This window comes from Bradyrhizobium sp. WU425, assembly GCF_021052305.1.
Classification (GTDB): domain Bacteria; phylum Pseudomonadota; class Alphaproteobacteria; order Rhizobiales; family Xanthobacteraceae; genus Bradyrhizobium; species Bradyrhizobium canariense_D.
This window is the reverse complement of sequence record NZ_CP088089.1, coordinates 2500267-2517447: the sequence shown is the minus strand read 5'-3', so window position 1 is coordinate 2517447 and position 17181 is coordinate 2500267. Positions and strand designations below refer to the sequence as shown.

Genomic DNA, 17181 nt, shown 5'->3' with positions numbered 1-17181 from the left:
GCCCGATTGGCCTGGTACCGGGCAGCCGGCCGGTTGGCTTCCGAGCCTTGCATGATGGTTTGCCCATCAGTCGTGCAGAGACACCATCTGCATGCCCGGCGGCGCCGCCTGAGGTGGATTTCGAAGAGCGGCAATTCGTGCGGCATTCACGGCGTCCCCTACTGCATTGTCTTTGCAGCAGGCTCCTGGTTCAACTGTTCATGAAAAAGGATTTGAAAGCTCGAATTCTTGGATATAGCCTTGCTCCGTCGGAGCTCACGTTCTTGCCGCAACGCAGAATGCGAGTGAGCGGCGGGCCAAGGCCGCCCCGTGCCCAAACTCCATCTTTGAGCAAACCATCCGCCAAGCGGGAGCGGTGCTTCCGCCGGGATCATTCGGGCCTGCCAACATGTCGTCCTCGCCCAGCAAGATTGCCCTGTTCATCGATGGCGCCAATCTTCATGCCACCTCCCGAAGCCTTGGCTTCGACATCGACTACAAGCGCCTTCTGCAGGAATTCCAGAGCCGAGGTATTCTGCTCCGCGCCTTCTACTACTCGGCTGTCATCGAGGATCAGGAATTCTCCTCGATCCGGCCGTTGCTCGATTGGCTTGACTACAACGGCTACACCGTCGTGACCAAACCGACAAAGGAGTTCGTCGACTCGTTCGGACGGCGCAAGGTCAAAGGCAATATGGACGTCGAACTCGCGGTGCATGCCATGGAGATGGCCGGCGACGTCGACGAAATGGTTCTGTTTTCGGGCGACGGCACTTTCCGTTCGCTGGTGGAGGCGGTGCAGCGCCGAGGCGTACGGGTGAGCGTGGTGTCGACCATGGCGACCCAGCCGCCGATGATCGCGGACGAACTCCGGCGGCAGGCGGACGTGTTCACCGACCTGATGGAGCTGCGAGCCGCGATCGGCCGGGACCTGTCCACGCGCCCACCACCCCGCGAGCGCGGCGATGTTCGTGGCCCGCCGCTGCGCCGCGCCGACACGGCGGCGCCGCGTCCAGAGCCCGACGAACTCATCCCGTAACATCGAGCGCACCTGCTCGGGGCGCGGGTTCGGCCTGCCGGTACGATCATGAGCTCCGCCGAAGGCCCGGTGCTCCTGTCGGGAGACCGACGCGCAAGTGGAATATCCTGGTGCAGACGTAGCGCGACCACCCGGTTTCGTCGGATTTGGCCTCCTCGACCTGCCGCGCTGGCGAGGCCGTCAAGCGGCCTCCGCGGAACGGAACGAATCAGCGCGACGGCGTTGAATCGCCATGTGTGCCGTGGCGTTGCGTCAGTCTCGTTGGGGAGTATCGCGTGTCCATGGCGCCACCAAAGTTGCGATTCCTGGTTACATCGAGCCGTGTGATCCCACGCTGCGCGAGAATCCGCCGCGCGGCAAGGACTGGGTCTACGAGATCAAGGCCGACGGCTACCGCGCTCAACTGCACCGGGGAGATGAGGACGCCAAGGTCTATTCGAAGACCGGCCTGGACTGGACGGAACAGTTCTCCTCGATCGCGGTGGGCGCGGCCAAACTCAAAGCAAACAGCTTGGTCATCGACGGCGAGGCCGTGGTGTACGGCAGTGGCGGCCTGCCGGATTTCCAGCAGCTCAGGCGAGAGCTCGGCCCGAAGCAAAGCGAGCGCGTGCGCTATCACGCCTTCGATCTCTTGTACCTCGACGGCTATGACCTGCGTGGCGTCGTGTACGAAGAGCGCAAGCGGTTGCTGCAGCGGCTTCTGAAGGACGCGCCCGAGACGTTCATGTACGTCGAGGCGCTTGCGGGCGACGGCAACGTAATCTTCGAAAAAGGGTGCCAGCTGGGGCTGGAAGGCCTGATCGGCAAGCGGCTCGGCGAGCCCTATCGCTCGGGCCGACAGGAGAGCTGGATCAAGCTCAAGTGCAAGAAGAGCGACGCCTTTCCGATCGTCGCGTTCGTGGAGAAGTTAGCGGCGCGCCCCCGGAAAGTGGCCTCGCTTTACGTCGGCCGGCGCGAGAACGGCAAGCTGCTCTATGCCGGCAAGGTGCGGACCGGCTACACCGAGACGACCGCGCGCGAATTGCGCGAGCGGCTCGATCCGTTGATCCGCAAGACGTCTCCCCTGGACGTGCCAGTCAAAAAGCCGAAGGCGACGTGGGTCGATCCGATCCTCGAAATCGAGGTCCGGTATGGCGCGCTGACCGATGATGGCCTGCTTCGCGAGGCCGTGTTCAAAGGCTTTCGCGATGATCTTGCGGTGCGCAAGGTCAAGGCGCCGCGCCTCGTGCCCTGCGCGGCCGGCCGCCCGAAGCTCGGCGTCCCCAGAGAGAACATCCTGCAGCTTCTGCCCGAAGCCGTTGCACCGTCCAAAGAAGAACTCGCCGACTACTGGCGCAGGGTGTGGAAGAAGGCCCTCCCGCACCTCGGCCATCGCCCGCTCAAGCTGGTGCGCCACGTGCAAGGCACCACCTTCTACCACAAGGGGCCGCTGCCGAAGGACATTCCGGCGGCCGTGCACCAGCTTCGTATTCAGAAGCGGGAGGGCGGCCAGGGAACGCGCCTGTGGGTCGACAGCCTCGATGGCCTCTTTGGTCTCGTCGAGATCGGCGCTGTCGAGCTGCACCCGTGGAATGCGACCGTCGAGGACTTCGAACATGCCGACCGTATCGTGATCGATCTCGATCCCGGCGAGGGCGTCGGCTGGGAGGCCGTCGTGGAGACCGCGCTCGATCTGCGCACGCTGATGAAGTGCGAGGGTTTCGAGACCTGGCCCAAGCTCACGGGCGGCAAAGGAATTCATCTGATGGCGCCACTGGCTCAGCCGATGCTGCACGACAAGGCGCATCGGATCGCGCATCAGCTCGTCTCCGCGCTCGCAGCGCGTCATCCAGACCGCTACCTTCTGTCTGCGCAATCAAAACGTCGCGGCCGCATCTTCCTCGATTATCTGCGCAATGGCCGCGGGACGACGGCGATCGGCACCTATTCCCCGCGAGCGCGCGAGGGATTTCCGATCGCAGCGCCCGTGACCTGGAAGCGCATCGAGAGCGGGATCGCGCCGGACGCCTTCTCCATCGACAGTCCATTTCGCGTCAAGCCAAGGAGGTGAGCCGTATGTCGGATGCATTCGATCTATGGGTGGAATGGCGCCACAAAACTCCCAAGTTCACTCCCTTCAGGTAGGTGGCTGCCGTCCGCGTTGCATGAGTCGCTTGACCGCAGCAATGGTGCGAGCGAGCTGTCTAGGCCAGAGCGACCTACGTGGCGGAGTGACTATGAGAATGTAGAGCAGGTTCAGCAGCAGCCAGCAGCCGACCGCGATGAATATGTATTTCATACAAAAATCCCGGAACACCCGGCGACGACGGCAAAGTCCAAAGCATAAACTTGCGGAGCAGCTTTCTTATGATCGCCGGCAGTCGGTGATGTAAAAACCGGGAACGAAACCATATAGCGAACTGCGTTACGGCGTCGCTCGAAATAAACAGCCAACAGTGCTGACAGTTTTCTGCAGTAGACCCCAGCCAGGTTGGGAGAAACAGCCGGGGCCGGTGTCCCATTGCACGTGCCGCAATCGGCCGTAATCGGCACGCCCCAAGTTTCACATGCACAAGCTCAAACTATTTCGCCGGCGCCGTACTAGGGCACGTACTCATGAAGCGGCGGCCGCCTGATGTCCGGTTTGCCGCCAACATCGGCCAAAGAGCGGGTGGGCTCCGAGGTCGGAGATGGGCCAACACCGGAAGTCGAGGAACGACGCCCTGCCCGGCATAGCACCGGCTCACGTCGGAAAACGACGTCGCCACGCCGGACCAGCCGCTGATACACTTCACTTCTGCCGAGGCGGTGGTGAGCGCGGCGTCACGCGTGCCGCTGGCTACGAAGCCGCCGTCGGCCAACGCGTGGAAGAATGCTGTCCTCATACTCGGTCGGCTTGCAACGAATGTTGCTCTCACTCAGTGGTAAAGTTATTCGCGCTGTGGTTGGATTTTCGTTGGCGTTCGGCGCCCTGGAGTTGTTTGACGAAGTTTTCCTGAAACAATGAGCTGCTATAGTCTGTGTTAGCGTGACTTTGTTTTTTCGGGCAGACAATCAGGTCAACCAATCGGCTGTTGAGCTTGGAACTGGTGCAGTCTGCGAACGGGCTCACATCGAAGAGCCGTCTGAAGTGGCTACAATCACGCGAAGATCGCGGTGGAAAGATCTGACACTGACACTCAAACGGTGGGGGTGACGATGCCCGCCATATTCGACCTGCTCTATCGTGAATATTGCCGCGCCTGCCTCGCTGAAATGCGAAAGCAGCTTCTGATCCCAGCTGAACGCCCTGAAGCTCCAGACATGTGGGATTACAATCCTGCGGATCACAGCAGCGACGACAGGACCAACACACCGCACCGAACCGGTCACAGGCGTGCCGAACAGCGGCCCCGAGACAGGCGGCCTCTCCCGGCGCAGCAGTGACAGGCAACAGCTCGGGAGGCAACTATGAACACCCCAGAATGCTACACTGTAACGGTGGCTTGCGTCTCGTGTTTGACCATTATCGGTCTAATGCTTGTCGGGGCGTGGTGAACGTGAGCTACTTACCGCTAGACCGCGACCGTCGGCCGTTACTGAGCCGCAGGCAAGCACGAAGGTCCAGTCAAACAAGGAGCGGCGGCTCACTTTCGCGGATCAGGCGGCCACCAGCTCCTTGTCATACATGCGCTTGATTCTGTGTCGCATCACGGCGTAGCACTCGCAAGCGATCTTCTCGAGCCGCCTTCGGTCGATGTCTAGCATTCCGCGTCGGTCCGATAAGACGCCGCCCGCGGCCTGAAGTCTGCCCATCGTTAGCGTCACGGTCGTTCGGCGGACCCCGAGAAGTTGTGCGAGCGCCTCATGCGTTAGCTGGATTCCGCTCTCTGCGGTGTGGTCGTGAATCTCAAGCAACCATCGAGCCATGCGGCACTCCACCGGATGCACCGCGTTGCAAGCTGCCGCGTTGTTAAGCTGCAACAATTGTGTGCGGAGATGGAGCCGTAGAACACGCCTGATCGTGTCGCTTTGCTCAGAGCAAGCTGCAATTGCGAAACAGGGACCTGGAGCGCGGCTCCAAGGACGTAGGCAGTTGCTGTGACTGGGGAGCGTGAGGGACTTAGGACGGAGAGAGCGCCGACCGCCCCTTCCGAGCCCATGAGAGTTGACGCGACAATGCGTCCGTCCGACATTTCAACTAGGAACGCTATGGCCCCGCTGAGGGGGAAATAGACCAGCTTGAACTCATCTCCCGTTCGCACCAGTACAGTATCAAGGTCGAACGACGTTTTCTGGGTGTAGGGCGCGAGCAAGTTAAGGTCCGCTGGCGGCGTTGCCGCCAGCAGCCTATTCCCAAGGCCATTCTGGAGCGAAATCGCCGGTATTCCTCTCAAGCACGCAGAAACAACGCGGCTCAAACCCTCGCCCAGGAGGCAGGTTCCAATTTACTGACCATTTGTTTTCCGCGTGCCTCGGCTCGAACTTCCGCTAATGGAATGGTCCGGCCGTGCTGCGGCCCTGGCGGTACGAGAAGCTGGCAAGGGCGCCCAAGACAAGGAGCACGCCATGTCTCAGAAACTCGACGCTTCGCCCGCCGTCATCGGCATCGATATCGGCAAGAACTCGTTCCACATCATTGGCCAGAATCAGCGCGGCGGCATCGTGCTGCGGCAGAAGTGGTCGCGCGGCCAGGTGGAAACCCGGCTCGCCAACCTGCCGCCGTGCTTGATCGGCATGGAGGCCTGCGTCGGCGCGCATCACCTCAGTCGCAAGCTGCAAACGCTTGGCCACGACGCCCGCTTGATGCCGGCGAAATACGTGCGCCCCTATTCGAAGGGACAGAAGAACGACTTCCGAGATGCGGAAGCCATCGCCGAGGCGGTCCAACGCCCGACCATGAAGTTCGCCGCAACCAAGACCGCCGACCAGCTCGACCTGCATGCGCTGCACCGCGTGCGCGAGCGATTAGTCGGTCAGCGCACCGGCGTCATCAATCAGATCCGTGCGTTCCTGCTGGAGCGGGGCATCGCCGTGCGGCAAGGCCTGCGCTCCCTGCGGTCCGAGTTGCCGAGTATCCTCGCGACGCGCACCGATGTGCTCTCGCCTCGCATGTTGCGCATCATTGAGGATCTGGCGGGCGACTGGCGCCGGCTGGATGAGCGTATCGAGGACCTCTCCAGCGAGATCGAAGCATTGCCCCGTCAAGACAAAAGCTGCGAGCGACTGATGACGGTGCCCGGCATTGGCCCGATCATCTCGAGCGCGATGGTGGCTGCCATCGGCACTGGAGACGTGTTCTCGAAAGGCCGCGACTTCGGCGCCTGGCGCCTTAGCGCGAAGGGCTTTCCGGTACCTTCGCTTGGCGCTTTTCGAGCTGCTCCTCGACGTAGAGAAGGATCATTCGCCGGGTGTCCTGGTCAGTTATTTTCTGGAATGCCTTGATCAGGCGCAGCATCTCCAGATCATCTTCGATTATTCTGTTCGACATTGCAAAAGCCTCAAGGGAAAAGCAGCAGTCTCAAATCGGGAAAAGTATGCAATATCTCACGTACTACGGGAACATGGAAAATCAGCAGAAAGCTAATCCGTGCCGGCCCGCCGCCGAGCCGGCGGAGACGGCTCCGGCCATCCGCCTCAGAGCCAAGCTGAAGCCGGGGCACTCTCCGCCATCGCGCAGGAGCCCGGCAACTGAGGTGGCGTTACTCTCTGCGGCGTACCTTCGGCACTCTGCCATTCGTCCGCGCCCTCTCGGCAACATCCCAAATGTTGTCGCCCTTCGGCGGAGCGCGACGAATATAACCCGAAATATCCAGTTCGTTTCACCCCTCGGGTGGAGGTTGGAAACGCCCTTGTCAGCTCTAGGCAACCCAGCAGCGGTCGTCGCGTTGCTCCGCGGAGGCCGTTCTATTTGCGAGGCACCATGGACGAGAGCCTGCTCGTAACAATGATGCGCCGTCCCCTCTGCAAACCGGCGCTGCTGCTTGCGCGTCAAGATTGATTGTCCAGGCAAAGCCCATCGCCCGTTGAAAGAAGTTTGACGAATGTCGTTCGACTGACAACGAATGGTTGATTCTGGAAGCCTCTGTTCACCATCCGGCAAGCCGGTCCTCCTTCGTTACCTAAAATCCACCACTTCCCCGCTCTGGTGATCGCAGGCCTTGGGGGATGCTGATGTATCAAGTGCTCTACTGTCTGACCGATGAACACGATTGGCGACTGGTCGCGCTTGGGGGCGCGCTCTGCCTGCTCGCAAGTACGGCTGCGATCAGCCTGTTTCACCGGGCGCGCGCGACGCAAGGATCGGGCCGCCTGGTGTGGCTGGCGCTCGATGCAGTCGTTGCCGGCTGCGGCATCTGGGCGACGCATTTCATCGCGATGCTGGCCTACGGACCGGGCGCCAGCGGCGCCTATAATGTTCCGGTGACGCTGTTGTCGCTAATCTTCGCCATCGCCATCACCTTTGTTGGCTTGAGCGTTGCGGTCTCGACCATGCGACCGGGCCTCGTCGCTCTTGGCGGGGCGATCGTCGGCGGCGGTGTGGCGGCGATGCACTATACCGGCATGATGGCGCTCGAGATCCCTGCGCGCGTCAGCTGGGCGACGGGCACGGTGGCCGCTTCGATCCTGCTCGGGGTGGTTTTCGGCGCATTCGCGCTCCATGTCGCTGAACGGCGAGACAACTTGTCCGGCACGCTCGGTGCTGCGGTGCTGCTGACGGTCGCCATCGTCTCGCATCATTTTACGGCGATGGGCGCGGTGCAGCTGACGCCGGATCCGACGCTGCCGATCAGCGGCCTGTCGATCCCGCCGACGTCGCTGTCGGTTCTGACCGCGAGTGCTGCGGCTGCGATCATCGTGATCGCATTGGTCGCCGCGCTGCTCGATCGGCGGGCCAAGGGGGAATTGGGCCGCCAGCAGAGGGTGCTGGACACGGCGCTCGAGAACATGTCGCAGGGGCTCTGCATGTTCGACGCGGACGGCAAGATCATCCTGTTCAACGAGCGTTATGCCGCGATGCTCGGCCGCACCGACATCCTGCTCACCGGCCGGCTGCTGGTCGACGTGCTGCGGGAGGAGCAGGCCAAGGGCCAGTGGCAGGGCGATGCTGGCGAATTCTTCGCCCGCCTCGTCGCCGACGCGCGCGAGAGCCGCACCACGACCGACATCGTGACCAGGTTCGGCCGCTCCATCCGGGTCGTCAACCAGCCGATGCAGGGTGGCGGCTGGGTCGCGACCTTCGAGGATATCACCGAATGGCTGGAGGCCCAGGCCAAGATCTCGCACATGGCCCGCCATGACGCGCTGACCAGTTTGCCGAACCGCGTGCTGTTCCACGAGCAGCTCGTGCAGGGACTGCGCCGGACCGGATCGGGCGACCAGCTCGCCGTGCTTTGTCTCGATCTCGATCACTTCAAGGACATCAACGACTCGCTCGGCCACCCCATCGGCGATGCGTTGCTCAAGGAGGTCGGGCGCAGGCTGAAGGTCACCGTCGGCGAGAGCGACACCGTGGCGCGGCTCGGTGGCGACGAATTCGCCGTGGTCCAGATCGGACGTTCCGAGGAAGCCGCGGCAAGGTCCCTTGCCGGCCGCCTGGTCGAGGTGATCTCGGCGCCTTACGAGATCGACGACCATCAGATCATCATCGGTGTCTCCATCGGCATCTCGCTGTCCCCGCAGGACGGCGACAATCCCGATGAACTGCTGAAGAACGCCGACCTCGCGCTGTACCGCGCCAAGGCGGACGGTCGCGGCACCTATCGCTTCTTCGAGACCGGCATGGATGCGCGCGCGCAGGCGCGGCGGCTGCTGGAAATGGATCTGCGCGCGGCGCTGCAACGGAACGAATTCGAGGTGCACTACCAGCCGATCCGCGACGTCGCCACCAACCGCGTCGTCGCCTTCGAGGCGTTGCTGCGCTGGTCACATCCGCAGCGTGGCCTGATCGCGCCGATCAACTTCATTCCATTGGCGGAGGAGACAGGTCTCATCATCCAGCTCGGCGAGTTCGTGCTGCGCAGCGCCTGCGCCGACGCGGCGACCTGGCCCGACGATATTGACGTCGCCGTCAATTTGTCGCCGGTGCAGTTCAAGAGTCCGAACCTGATCGCATCCGTGACCGCGGCGCTGGAGGAGGCGGGACTGGAAGCCCGTCGTCTCGAGCTGGAGATCACTGAATCCGTGCTGCTGCAAAACGGTGAGGCGACGCTGACCACGTTGCATGAGCTGCGCGCCATGGGCGTGGGTATCTCGCTCGACGATTTCGGCACCGGCTATTCGTCGCTAAGCTATTTGCGCAGCTTCCCCTTCGACAAGATCAAGATCGACCGCTCTTTCGTCTCCGAGCTGGCAACCCGCGCCGATTCCATGGCGATCATCCGCGCCGTGACCGGCCTCGGCCGCAGCCTCGGCATCGTCACGACCGCGGAAGGGGTCGAGAACGACGCGCAGCTCGAGTTGCTCCGGCGCGAGGGCTGCACCCAGGCACAGGGCTATCTGTTCAGCAAGCCGCGGCCTGCCTGCGACGTGGCACTGATGCTGGAAGGGCCGCGGCTCCGAGCGTTGGCTTAACGAAATTATCAGAATGCCATCGCGGCACCGAGGCACAGCGCGGTAAGTCCGGCGGGCACGCCTGAGACGGTCGGGATCGTCGCTGCACGTCGCGTTGTCTGAGGTGCACTGGTCTCTCCCGAGATCCATCGCCGCGTGAGGGTAGCGCTCGACCTTCCGGTCCTTACTGTCTTCGGTCAGACCGAGCTCAGCCCGATTGTCGCGCAGACGAGCGTCGACATCCGCAGACTGAGTTCGTCCGGACCGCGGGAAAGCGCTCTGGAACGTCGGAAGTGCGCGTTGCGGATCCGATGGATCTTCGTATTTTGCCGACCGGCACTTAGGGCGTAATTCAAGTCCGTGGATATCAGACCCACAATCGGCTATCTCGACGCGCCGGAGAATGCGCGTCCGGCCATCACAGCTGACGGATGGCTGCGCACGGGCGACCTCGGGACGCTGGATAAGCGCGGCTACTTGCGTGTCACGGGCCGCCTCGAGGACATCCCGCGGCGGAGAGAATATTTACCCGGCCGAGGTCGAAACCTGCCTGCTGCAGCATCCCAACATTGCCGATGTTGCGGTGATAGCTCTGGTGGGGTGCCAGAGACTATCACAGCCGTAGCGCGTTCGACCTCTGAAGCCAACGCGCTCAGATGATCGGCAAGCCTCGCGAACAATTCTCGTTTTCGCAGATCAGTGGCTAGATCGCTGATCGATTTGCAGTCGGCGGCATCGTTGCGGAGTCTGTCCAACTGCTCACGGATGTCTCTCATTTTAGAGTGCCCCCGGCAGCATCCTCTTCATTCAGTTGAATTGATCGAGGTGTACTTGAGCTCACGCCGATCTATTTCCGAACGGAGCAACTCAGCATAGTTGCGAAGATTGTCACCAACAATGCGGGAGCGGCCGCCATTCGCGCGATCAGCCAACACTTGCCGCCGCACACTTTCCCAAAGAGACAATAACGTCTGATCTTCCGAGCTTGAAAAGTTCATCCGCAGGCCCTCAGTAATTGGTCGCGCGGATGCTACCGCGTACTCGTGAGCCGGATTGTTCGGTTGCCGACATAGCTGTGGTGAAGCTACGCGCTCGTTGCACATCGGTCACACCGCTTGCATTGGTGAAGGGAGATATCGCGACCGCGGGACCTACCGTCGCATTAGCTAATCGATCGCTCGCGTCGCCGCTATTGCTGTAACGGGTCAGAGCGGTCGTGCGGCCGATTCCGCGCGACGGGACAAGATGTGGCTGCGTGGTCACCGACACCTGCTTCGAAGTATTGAAGGACGAACGTACGCGCTGCAGTACAATCCGTCCCGTGTCAGGCATAAGGGAGCATCTCCTGCAGCAAGCGATCCGCGGCGGATAGCTGATCAAGCCGAAGCACGAGCAGCTCGTTCAGCCGCGCTACCCGAGACTGAAATTCCTCACGTATCGATCCGTTATCCACATCTTCAAGCAGGCCATTGAGAACTCTAAGACATTCGATAACGACATTGACCTTCCGTCGCAGCAACTTAGTCCGTTCTGGTCTGGACGATCAGGTATCGCTCTCGACTAAATGGCAGCGGGATGATGTTGGCAGCCACCGGCTCGGACGCTCCATCACGGATCCTCGCTGGGACACTTCCAGCGTGACTCGCTGATGTTGAGGTACTTGTCATGGAAGCACCTCAAGCTGCGCGCACAGTGATCAGGAACTTCTCGACCTCTGTCTTTAGCCGCGCGCTGTCGTTCGACAGCGTTTGCGCCGAGGCAAGCACCTGACTAGAGGCAGAGCCGGTTTCCGTGGCCCCTTGCTGCACCTCCGTGATGTTGGAGGCGACCTCGTGGGTACCTTGCGCGGCCTGTTGGACGTTGCGCGATATCTCCTGCGTAGCCATTCCCTGTTCTTCCACCGCGGCTGCAATGGCGGAAGAGATTTCTGAGATCCGACCGATCGTGCCGCTGATTTCCTTGATCGCGACGACGGAATCCTGGGTGGCGGCCTGTATATCGGCGATCTGGTGGCTGATCTCCCCAGTCGCCTTGGCAGTCTGTTCGGCGAGCGCCTTGACTTCGGAGGCAACGACAGCGAAGCCGCGTCCGGCCTCGCCGGCCCGCGCCGCTTCGATCGTTGCGTTCAGCGCCAAAAGGTTGGTCTGCCCCGCGATCGTATTGATCAGTTCGACCACGTCGCCGATACGAGTTGCCGCCTGTGACAGCTTGTTGACGCGATCGTTGGTTTTCTGTGCCTGATCCACCGCTGCGCCGGCAATCCTGGCTGCGTCCTGCACTTGGCGGCTGATTTCGATGACTGATGAGCTCATCTCTTCGGTGGCGCAGGCAACCGATTGAACGTTGCTCGAGGCTTCCTCGGAAGCCGCAACGACCATGCTAGAGCGCTGCTGGGTGCTCTCGGCTGTCCTGCTCAGGGTCTTGGCCGCCGCTTCGAGCTCGGTCGAGGATGATGAGAGCGTCTGGATGATTTCTCCGACCGCATCCTCAAAGCGTCCAGCGAGCTGGTGCATGTCCGTCTTGCGCTGGGCGGCCGCACGGGCCTCTGATTGCGCCTGTTCGGCCCGCAGCCGGTCGGTTTCGAACATATTGTCTTTGAAGACCTGAACCGCCTCGGCCATCTCGCCGACCTCGTCAGCGCGGCCGACACCTGGGATCGAGATCGACGTATCGCCGCTCGCGAGCCTGCCCATGGCGGCGGTCATCCCCTGGATCGGGAGGGCGATCGCGCGAGCGGTCAGCAGCGCAATGGCGGCCCCGAGGCCCAGTCCTGCCGCAAGCAAGCCCCACAGGACCAGCCTCAGGAAGGATATGCTCGTCTGCACCTGATGGCTTTCCTCGGCAAGCATGCTGTTCTGGTTCGTCTTGATGCCTCCAGAGCGGGTGCCGTCGGCGCCCTTCGGCCCGTCGAGCAGATCGAGAATCTTCACCGCGCGCGGCGCCGCTTCCGTTATGAGAATATGCACGGGTGCATTCCAGTCCGCTGACTCCCGGAACGCGAACATCTTCTCGTAAAGGAGAACAAATTCGCCCCGCGCCTTCGTGATCTTCTCGAAAGAGAGCAGCTGAGACGGCGTAAGCAGGTCCTTCTTCGCACTCACGGCGGTATAGCCTTTTTCAAAGAGCTCCCACGGCTTGAAGAATTTCTCCTTGTCGTTCTTTTCGCCCGACAGGAGGTACATGCGAAGTTGAGCGGTGGCAGCGGCAAAATTGCCGCGCGTGTCCGCCATTGCTTTCAGCAATCTCTTACGCTCCGCCGTCGCCTCCTGGCCCTCCTCCTCGTTGATCATCTTGGTGATCTCGGAAAACATTGTTTCGGTGCGCGGACCGGCTTCGGTCACAAGTAGCTTTGTCGCTGGATATGCATCGGAAGTGAACGCGACGGCTTCGGCTTTGTCTTGGGCAGCTCGGAACTCTGCGAGCAGCGCCTTGGCCTCGGCCCATTTTCGGCTGTTCTCCGGGTTGGTAAAATGTACCGCCTTCTCATCGAAGCCGGCAACTGTGGCATCCATTTCCTTCCACATCGCGGCCCGATCTAGCTTGCCTTGCGGATTTCCGGTCAAGAGATAGCCACGCAATGTCGCCAGTGTGGAATAGAGATTGCCGACCAGCTCTGTGCTCGCGAGCGCGACGGGTGTCCGCAGGTTCACCATGCGATCGACGGTCGTGGAAATCCCGCCGACCGCAAACACGGTGTATCCGACTGAAAGCGCGATGATCGCGCATACGGAAAGAAATCCCGAAATCAGCCGGCCACGAATCCGAAGTTTGAGTTTGAAGGGCATGGCAACACTCCGCGGGTCATTGGACCCTTAAAAAGATTGGCAAGAATGGATTTGGATGTGACGCGCTTAGTCGCCGCAACCGACGGCGGCTTTTAGGTCAGATGGCAAAAAGATCCCTCGTGGGGTCACTCGATAATAAAACAGTAGCTCAGGTTTCCCGTCCCTACTTGAGCGTGCAGACCATGGTGAAGACAATTGGCTGCGAGTTGGTTAAGAAGAAATCGACCCTGATTTTCCTCACGCGCGCAAAAATTGCTGCTTCAGCGCGTATGACGAAATTAGCTCGGCGCATTTCGCAAATTTTTGGTTCGCCCGGCCGCGAAATGCGCGAGCAACCCAAAAACTGAGCCCCAAGACGGTCCTTCCAAAGCTACCTATGGAAAGTGAGATAGCCAGCTTGCGACAACTTGTCTCAAATCATCGTCGCGGCCGAACTGCAGGCTCGCCGACAGACGGGAACAAGAACTCGATTCCAGCATCCGAAAAGACGCGACGAAGAATCTCCGTCGTCTCGTCCGACATTGGGGGAGCATCATCGTACTCTTCAAGCCGACGAATGATGGCGGACGAAATCCCCGTTCGCGCGGCCAATTGTTTCACAGACCAATTTAGGATGCCGCGGGCTGCGCGCAGTTGCGCGCCCGTAAGCTGCGATGTTGCCGCGTGTTGAACGGAGAGCTTTTCCTGATGCACGTCAATGGAGAGACCCATCCATTCCTGGATGCTGCCGTCCGCATTGGTGACAGGCACGGCCGTACAATGATACCACCGATATGTATTGTCGGGCTCTCGCAGGCGATGCTCGACGCTGTACCGCCGTCCGGTCTCGACCGAGGCCGTCCAGCTTCTCAAGGCCGCCTCACGCTCGTCTTCGTGAAGAAGATCAGCCCAGCCTTTGCCAAGCAACCGATGCGCCTCTGGTGTCTTCTCGCCATTCGGCAGTGCCGTGATTCGACCGTCGGAACTACCGATCCACAGCAGACCGCCTACCACCTGGGTCAAAGCGCTGTAGCGCTCGGCGTCACTTCGCAGCGTCTGGACCAACCGACGTTGCGCTGTAATGTCGAGAGCGATCCCCAAAATACATTCCGGCTCACCTGCGCTATTCAGTAGCACTTCGGTATGGCAGTTAATCCAGCGCAAAGCGCCATTGGGCCGAATGATGCGAAATTCACCGTCGAGCAACGTCCGATCTATCATCAACTCGCTGGGACCGCGAGTCGGACCGCGATCGTCCGGATGAATCCTTCGTTGGATTTCGGTGTATGACGGCGACACCGCATGCGGATCCAATCCGAGCAGCCTAAAAAAGCCACGCGACCATTGCATCTGGCCGGCTGCATCACAGCGCCAGACACCTGCTCCCAGCTTTTCTTCAATCAAACGAAGCACATCGGATATACCGAGATGTGCCTCTAGCTGCAGCAAATTAACCCCCGTTCTCAAATACAAACATTCAACTCTCAATTGCAGAACAATTCAACACTGATGTTTGAGTGAACCCGGCCATACGGTCGCAGGCCGGTGGACGTCTCTCCACGGGCAACGCCAACGAGAGAGGGCAACGTCGTGCGGTCCTAGAGACCGCCTACACCTCAACCCGGCCAATCGGCTGCGCGCCATTCGACGAGGCCAATGACCCGAAAATCCCTTCCGGCACTGCTGATTTTCTCGAGCATGGTGGCACTGGTTGTCGCATTCGGATTTCTAGCACAGTAAGACCCGCGGATTGTGTGCGACGTCCTCTTTTCCCCCGATAGCGACTCAAATAGCGGACGTCGTGCACTTCGCATTTGGGCCAAGCGGTAGAGTAGCGCTCTAGATATTTGGAGGGGCCTCTTACTAGGCAGGCCCTGTTGCCGCGAGATGGTCTATGGACGCGAAATCAGCCACACGATTTAAACAGCACGTAGATCGGGTCATGGAGAGTTATCCCTGGCGCTCACGCTCGCCCAAGAATCTCCAGTAGATGAGTTTCTGAGATTGAGGGCATCGGTCGGCGATATCATCTCTCGGAATAGACTCCGTGCTTCAGGAAAACATTTACAAAGATTATCCCGGTCTGGATGGCATGAAAGGCTGACTGATAACTTCGGCTTCGGGTCAAAGAACGAACCCGCTCTCGCGGGAGGGCTGGCGGCGCGGTCCGCCGATCACGTCTACCGCTGTAACCGTTTGAACGAGCACAGGTGACGGGCGGGCGCTCCGTCTGCAGGATCGAGGGGTCAAGCACTCCAACCTCAAGACAGGAGCCCTTAATGCGCGAGAAGCCCATCAGCCCGCTGCGCCAACGCAGGCTCGACGACATGAACATGCGCAGGTTCGTACCCGATACGCAACGCGAGTATATCCGCGCCGTCAAGAGGCTTTCCTCAGCCCTCCCCCCGACAGTGCGACGGCGGAAGAGCTGCGCGCGTTCCAGCTGCATCTGACCGAGACCCTGAGGCGGTGGACGCCGGGTGCGTCGCCCATTTGCGCAAGCCGTTCGCACGGCAAACCTTGCGGGATGCCATTGCGAGAGTACTGGCGTAACAGGCGCGGCGCTCCATCGGGGTAGGTCAATTGGGCGCCCATAACCTCAGCAGACTGAACCGCAGGTTGTTCGGCTAGGTGTGAGGCTAGTGAGAACGGGGCTGTCCGTTTTGATCCTGCGCAAGCCGGAGAGTTGCGGTGCTTGAGCAACGGCCAATGGCGAACTAGACCATGTACTCCGCGAAGTGGACAAGTCCGTTCTGGCTTCAAACCGGAGATGGCCGGCTCGCTAGGGCGCTACGGAACTGCTCAATGTATTCCGCTGGCAGGTCCCTTTGAGATCGCGCGCGTTGCAGCTTCAAGACGGGCCGCGATCTCGCTCATCCGGCGCGCCAGATCTTGGAGCGTTGTTGGCTGTACTGGGCCGGCGCCCCTTGGGGAATTCAGCTCCGTTTGCAGGTGCTCGAACTCTGCCTTGCACCGCTCCAGCTCGGCGAGAAGCATTGCGAGATCATCCATTTGGCCGAATGCGCCTCATTCCGGTGAGCTGGGGCCGTCGTACCAGATCAGGGGCAGGCGCGGCACTTGGGAAATTTACGGGTGGGCCGACCCGCTCTCCGCCGCAGGTCGATGATCCCGAGACACACATCTGGGTAGGAGATCAGCCGGCTTTCCTGCTGGGTTGGCGGTTGGCACGTGGGTACTGCGGCTAGTCTGTGGGTGGGCCCGCTGTCCAGGTTAGATCGGAATGGCATCGTGAGGGTTTTCATCGCCGATTTTGACCCCGAAGCTCACGCCGACCTTGATCTCACGTGACCGTAGTTGAACAATTAAATTTTGTGGTGGAGGACATAATGAACAAAGCCATTGTTGCTATCGGGCTTGGGCTTGCCCTGTCGGGCGCAGCATTCGCGCAAGAGAAGTCGGCTAAGGAACAGCTTGTTGGTGCGTGGACGCTAGTCGCTGTTACCAGTGAAATGGACGACGGCCAAATAGGCGAACCCTTCGGTCCTTCCCCAAAGGGCGTGATGATTTTCTCAGATGATGGCCATTTCTCGCTTTTCCACTCGCGCGCGGAAATTCCAAAGATTGCGGCTAATGACCGAGCCAAGGCGACGCCCGAGGAGGCGCAAAGTATCGTGGCGTCAAGCATTTGCCTATTACGGCACATACTCGGTTGACGAAAATACAAAAGGTATGATGGTCAACCTTGCAGCCAGCACCTCCGCGAACGTCGCCGCCATTCCCAATCAGAAAAGAACGATTACTTTGCTAAACTCAGACGAACTAAAATTCGACAATCCCTGAACTCCAAACGGTATGACGCTGCGAACCACTTGGAAGCGCGTAGCGGCGCCCCAGTCGAATTTGAACGGTGGCAATCGCACGCGACAT

Annotated in this window: 9 protein-coding genes and 1 pseudogene; 6 read left to right on the top strand and 4 right to left on the bottom strand. The window is 60.5% G+C overall.

Translation table 11 applies throughout. From position 1 onward, the window contains the following. Window positions 1-388 precede the first annotated feature (388 nt). Both BcanWU425_RS11925 and ligD read left to right on the top strand, forming a co-directional pair. Complete coding sequence (locus BcanWU425_RS11925; RefSeq protein ID WP_204511995.1) at window positions 389-1018, top strand: LabA-like NYN domain-containing protein; 630 nt, start codon at window positions 389-391, stop codon at window positions 1016-1018. A gap of 232 nt (window positions 1019-1250) precedes the next feature. After that, the gene (gene ligD / locus BcanWU425_RS11920) at window positions 1251-3068 is read left to right on the top strand and encodes a DNA ligase D (RefSeq protein WP_204511996.1); all 1818 of its coding nucleotides are present in this window, start codon (window positions 1251-1253) and stop codon (window positions 3066-3068) included. Between the two features lie 1568 nt (window positions 3069-4636). On the opposite strand, the gene BcanWU425_RS11915 is transcribed toward ligD, so the two are convergent. Further along, a complete protein-coding gene (locus tag BcanWU425_RS11915) occupies window positions 4637-4906 on the bottom strand; it encodes a helix-turn-helix domain-containing protein (protein ID WP_231190469.1) in 270 nt (89 codons plus the stop codon). Continuing rightward, window positions 4849-5241 carry a hypothetical protein gene (locus BcanWU425_RS37540; protein ID WP_326955937.1) on the bottom strand — a complete coding sequence of 131 codons (393 nt, stop codon included), beginning with the start codon at window positions 5239-5241 and terminating at the stop codon, window positions 4849-4851. The genes BcanWU425_RS11915 and BcanWU425_RS37540 overlap by 58 nt, the downstream gene beginning before the upstream one ends. Window positions 5242-5545: 304 nt before the next feature. Between BcanWU425_RS37540 and BcanWU425_RS11910 the strand changes: the two are divergent. Both BcanWU425_RS11910 and BcanWU425_RS11905 read left to right on the top strand, forming a co-directional pair. Beyond that, a pseudogene (locus tag BcanWU425_RS11910) lies at window positions 5546-6304 on the top strand (IS110 family transposase); the annotation flags it as partial. Between the two features lie 846 nt (window positions 6305-7150). Then, on the top strand, window positions 7151-9550 hold the full coding sequence (locus BcanWU425_RS11905; RefSeq protein ID WP_204513985.1) for an EAL domain-containing protein: 2400 nt from the start codon (window positions 7151-7153) through the stop codon (window positions 9548-9550). 1655 nt (window positions 9551-11205) lie between these two features. On the opposite strand, the gene BcanWU425_RS11895 is transcribed toward BcanWU425_RS11905, so the two are convergent. Further along, window positions 11206-13314: a HAMP domain-containing methyl-accepting chemotaxis protein gene (locus tag BcanWU425_RS11895; RefSeq protein WP_204511997.1), complete on the bottom strand. Its 2109-nt coding sequence runs from the start codon at window positions 13312-13314 to the stop codon at window positions 11206-11208. A gap of 119 nt (window positions 13315-13433) precedes the next feature. On the opposite strand from BcanWU425_RS11895, the gene BcanWU425_RS11890 reads away from it, so the two are divergent. After that, the gene (locus BcanWU425_RS11890) at window positions 13434-13661 is read left to right on the top strand and encodes a hypothetical protein (RefSeq protein WP_143273025.1); all 228 of its coding nucleotides are present in this window, start codon (window positions 13434-13436) and stop codon (window positions 13659-13661) included. A gap of 70 nt (window positions 13662-13731) precedes the next feature. On the opposite strand, the gene BcanWU425_RS11885 is transcribed toward BcanWU425_RS11890, so the two are convergent. Continuing rightward, complete coding sequence (locus tag BcanWU425_RS11885; RefSeq protein ID WP_039801407.1) at window positions 13732-14742, bottom strand: PAS domain-containing protein; 1011 nt, start codon at window positions 14740-14742, stop codon at window positions 13732-13734. 1898 nt (window positions 14743-16640) lie between these two features. Between BcanWU425_RS11885 and BcanWU425_RS11880 the strand changes: the two genes are divergently transcribed. Next, a complete protein-coding gene (locus BcanWU425_RS11880) occupies window positions 16641-16967 on the top strand; it encodes a lipocalin-like domain-containing protein (protein ID WP_204511998.1) in 327 nt (108 codons plus the stop codon). Window positions 16968-17181 lie beyond the last annotated feature (214 nt).